Consider the following 4,044-nt stretch of genomic DNA (forward strand, 5'->3'; position numbering starts at 1 on the left):
GACGAGCGCACCCGCGCCGCCGTCGCACGCCTCGCGGCCGCACGCGGCATCGCACTTGAGGAGGCCGTCGCATGAGCAACCCGATCGACATCGCCGCCAACCCCTACAAGCAGGACTTCCCCCTGCTCGCCGCGAACCCCGACCTCGCCTTCCTCGACAGCGCGGCGACGGCGCAGCGCCCCGCCGTGGCCCTCGACGCGCAGCGCGCGTTCTACGAGGACATGAACGCGAACGCCCTGCGCGGCCTGTACCGCCTGTCGGTCGAGGCCACCGAGTCCATCGAGGCGGCGCGCGCCCATATCGCGCGCTTCATCGGCGCGGCGGACCCGCGCGAGATCGTGTTCACCCGCAACGCGAGCGAGGCGCTCAACCTCGTGGCGCACGCCTTCGCCCCTGCCGTGCTCGAGCCGGGCGACGAGGTGTGCATCACCATCATGGAGCACCACTCGAACCTCATCCCCTGGCAACAGGCGTGCCGCGCGGCGGGCGCACGGCTCGTGTACCTGTACCCCGATGAGCACGGCACGATCTCGGAGGCGGAGATGGACGCGAAGATCGGCCCGCGCACGAAGATCGTCGCGGCCGCCCAGGTGTCGAACGTGCTCGGCATCGAGAACCCCATCAGCGCCATGGCCGAGCGCGTGCATGCGCACGGCGGCTACCTGGTGGTGGACGGCGCGCAATCGGTGCCGCACCTGCCGGTCGACGTGCGGAAACTCGGCGCCGACTTCTTCGCGTTCTCGGCCCACAAAGCGCTCGGCCCCTTCGGCATCGGCGTGCTGTGGGGCTCGCTCGACCTGCTCGAGGCCATGCCGCCCTTCCTCACGGGCGGCGAGATGATCTCGTCGGTTACCGAGACCGACGCCGTGTGGGCGCCCGTGCCCGAGAAGTTCGAGGCCGGCACGCAGGACGCCGCCGGCATCGTGGCCGCCTCGGCCGCGCTCGGCTACCTCGAGGGCATCGGCTGGGATGCGTTGCAGGCGCGCGAGCAGGCGCTCGTGCGCGCCGCGATGGAGCGCATGGCGGCGCTGCCGTATCTCGAGATCATCGGGCATCCCGACCCCGCGCAGCACCACGGCGCCATCAGCTTCAACGTGCGCGGCATCCATCCTCACGACGTGGCGAGCATCCTCGACGAGCAGAACGTGGCCATCCGCGCAGGCCATCACTGCGCGCAGCCGCTGCTCGCGTGGCTCGGGGTGGAGTCGTGCTGCCGGGCGTCGCTCGCGTTCTACAACGACGAGAGCGACATCGACGCGCTCGTCAACGGCTTGGACAGCGTCTGGAGGACCTTCAATGGCTAGCATCTACACCGCGGCGCTCATGGAGCACAACGCGCACCCCGACTACAAGTACGAGATGGACGAGCCCACCTGCACGCACGACGGCGTGAACCCCAGCTGCGGCGACGAGCTGACGCTCGCGCTGCGCCTCAACGGCGACGTCATCGAGGAGGCCGCCTTCACCGGCCACGGCTGCGCCGTGAGCCAAGCCGCCGCCGACATGATGGCCGACCTCGTCACCGGCGAGACGGTCGACGAAGCGCGTCGCCTGAGCAGCCTCTACCTCGACATGATCAAGGGCCGCCCGCTCACCGACGAGGAACGCGCCGACCTCGACGAGGCCGCCGAGCTGGCATCCATCGCCCGCATGCCCGCGCGCGTCAAGTGCGCCGAGCTCGCCTGGCGCACGCTGGAGAAGCTGCTGGAGCGGGAGACGGCAGCAGGACGCGAGGCGCGGTGACGCCAAAACTGGGGCCTTCTGCCAGAAAACGGCCGGTTTGGCAATCGAAAAACAGCTTGAACGACGCGACGCGAGAAGCCAGGCCGCGTTTCCCCAGCTCACTTTTTCGGCAAACGTAGCGGTCTTGCAGGAGGTTTGCCAAACCGCTCGTTTTTTGACACGGGCGCCCGAATTCCGCAGCAAAGCCCGCAGAGCCGGAGACGCAGGCTGTCATTCGCCAGCCTTAAACGAGCTCGTCCCGCTTAGGTGCGGCAAGGCGCTCCCACGCCTTCCACAAGCCGAAGCCGATCAAGCCGCCGGCGACGTTGAGGATGACGTCGTCCACGTCCACGACGCGGTACAGGTAACCTGCCACGGCGAGCCCCGCAACGAGCTGCGCGAGCTCGATGGCCGCCGAGCAGGCTGCGAGCACGAGCGTTGCGGCGGGCAGTCGGCGCAGACGGTCGGACAGCAACGGGAGCATGAGCCCCAGCGGCACGAACATGAGCACGTTTCCGCCCACGATGACGGTCGCGATGGACCACCACCAGCCGGTTTGGGCCGCATCGGCCACCGTGCGCGCGATGCCGGCGAAAGGCACGAGGTTGTACGAGATCCCCCAAGCAGGCGCATAGCCCATCCCGCCCTCGACCGGCAGCGGGAACAGCGTCACCGCCGCCACCGCACCCACGTAGGCGGTGAGCGCCAGGTAAAGGCACGTCCGTCTCGCCTCTGTTCGGCGCACAAGGCACCCAACCAAAACCGCCACGAGCGCAACGCCTGTCGGCACGACCATGAATCCCCGCTCCAGCATCGCCGCGCCCGCCTTTCGCCGCGCCCGCTTACGTCAAGCTCCATTATACCGACGGCAGCACCCCTACATCACCTGATGCCGGCGGAAGGCGCGGGCGGCCAGCGGCGCGCAGACGACCAGCACAAGCGCGTAGGCGACCGCGAGCAGTCCCACCAGGTCGATCACCAGCGGCCCCACGGGATACGACACGAGCGCGTTGTAGAGCACCTGGTCGTTCAGGGCGTTGATGGGGAACAGGTACAGCACGTGCTGCAGCGCGCCGCTGCCGCCGGAGGGGATCATTCCGGTGAGGAAGATGAGCGCGGCGCACGCGGCGAAGATGGCCAGCTGGGAGCGCAGCTTCGACGAAAGCAGCAGCGTGAGGCCTGCGAGCCCGAGCGTCATGAGGTAGCCGAGCCCAACCGCCGTCCACGTGGCCTCGGCCATCGTGAGGTTGTAGGGGATGCCGAGCCCGAGCACCTGCACCGGCAAGTCCCCGCCCTCGGCGCCGAAGAACGCGAGCGCCACACCCATGATGACGGCCGTCGCCAGCGCGAAATACGCCGTGGCGAACAGCAGCGATGCGACGATCTTCGCCGCCACCAGCTTCGAGCGGCCGTAGCGCGCAGCCAGCAGCACGGCGTCGGTGCGGTCCTGGTACTCGCCGGCGAACACGGGCGTGAGCACCACGCACACGGCCACCATCGCGAACGCGAGGAAGCCGATGCACGCCATCACGTCGGCCCAGCCTCCGGCGTAGCCGTACGCCAGCGGCTCGCCCACGCCGGCTTGCTTGTCCGTCCAGTACGCGCGCTCGGCGTCCGAGAACGTCCAGGTGCCGCCCATGCCGTCGTCGAGCGCGCGCTGCAGCATGGCGGCCACGGCCCCGTAGAAGCCCGCAACGTCCTCGTCGCCCAGCTGCGCCGCCACCTGGTACTGCTCCAACCCGCCGGTGATCCACGGCGAGAGCAGGTAGGAGAAGTACGTGTCGTAGATGGCGCGGAACTCGTCCTCGCTGTACGCCTCGTTCATGAGCGTGTACGCGGCCTCGGCGTTGAGGCCCTCCACCTGGGCCGGGTCGACCTTCGAGAACGCGAGCGCCTTGTACGCGGCCACCTCCTCCTGCACGCGCTCCACCGTGAGCACGCCCTCGTGCGCCTCGGCGCGCGCCTTCTGCTGGGCGATAGCCGCGGTGCCGCCCACGATCTCGCCCGCGTCCGACCGCGTCTTGGTCTGCACCACGTTGAGCGCCATGATCACGCAGAGCAGCGCGAGGACGCCCACGGCGACCACCTGCGACGTGCGCCGCGCGAGCAGCTTCTTGAGCTCGAACCTCACCAGATCAAGCATGACGGCCTCCTTGGGATGCGGGCGCAGCGGGCGCTTCGGGCTCCACTGCGTCGCGGAACACGTACAGGTACAGGTCCTCGAGCGTGGGCTCGAGCGGGTGCGCGCCGGGTGCCGGGCGCTCGTCGGCCACCACGCGCACGACCGCGTGGCCGTCGGCGGCGTAGTGGACGTTGCTCACG

Annotated in this window: 4 protein-coding genes and 1 pseudogene; 2 read left to right on the plus strand and 3 right to left on the minus strand. The window is 69.4% G+C overall.

Features of this window, described 5'->3' with window-relative positions; genetic code table 11:
* Positions 1-71 precede the first annotated feature (71 nt).
* Complete coding sequence (locus tag GPA_RS13805; protein ID WP_015540245.1) at positions 72-1,304, plus strand: aminotransferase class V-fold PLP-dependent enzyme; 1,233 nt, start codon at positions 72-74, stop codon at positions 1,302-1,304.
* Positions 1,297-1,743, plus strand: a complete 447-nt coding sequence (sufU, locus tag GPA_RS13810) for a Fe-S cluster assembly sulfur transfer protein SufU (protein ID WP_015540246.1) — start codon at positions 1,297-1,299, stop codon at positions 1,741-1,743. The genes GPA_RS13805 and sufU overlap by 8 nt, the downstream gene beginning before the upstream one ends.
* Before the next feature lie 223 nt (positions 1,744-1,966).
* Here sufU and GPA_RS13815 read toward each other — a convergent pair whose 3' ends face one another.
* The 3 genes and pseudogenes from GPA_RS13815 to GPA_RS13825 form a co-directional block, all read right to left on the minus strand.
* Positions 1,967-2,536 (minus strand): VanZ family protein, encoded by a 570-nt coding sequence (locus GPA_RS13815; RefSeq protein WP_015540247.1) that lies wholly within the window; start codon positions 2,534-2,536, stop codon positions 1,967-1,969.
* A 63-nt stretch (positions 2,537-2,599) separates the two neighbouring features.
* Positions 2,600-3,865 (minus strand): ABC transporter permease subunit, encoded by a 1,266-nt coding sequence (locus GPA_RS13820; protein WP_015540248.1) that lies wholly within the window; start codon positions 3,863-3,865, stop codon positions 2,600-2,602.
* Positions 3,858-4,044: pseudogene (locus GPA_RS13825) on the minus strand (hypothetical protein); the annotation flags it as partial. The gene GPA_RS13820 and the pseudogene GPA_RS13825, both read right to left, overlap by 8 nt.

The organism is Gordonibacter pamelaeae 7-10-1-b (genome assembly GCF_000210055.1).
Classification (GTDB): Bacteria; Actinomycetota; Coriobacteriia; order Coriobacteriales; family Eggerthellaceae; genus Gordonibacter; species Gordonibacter pamelaeae.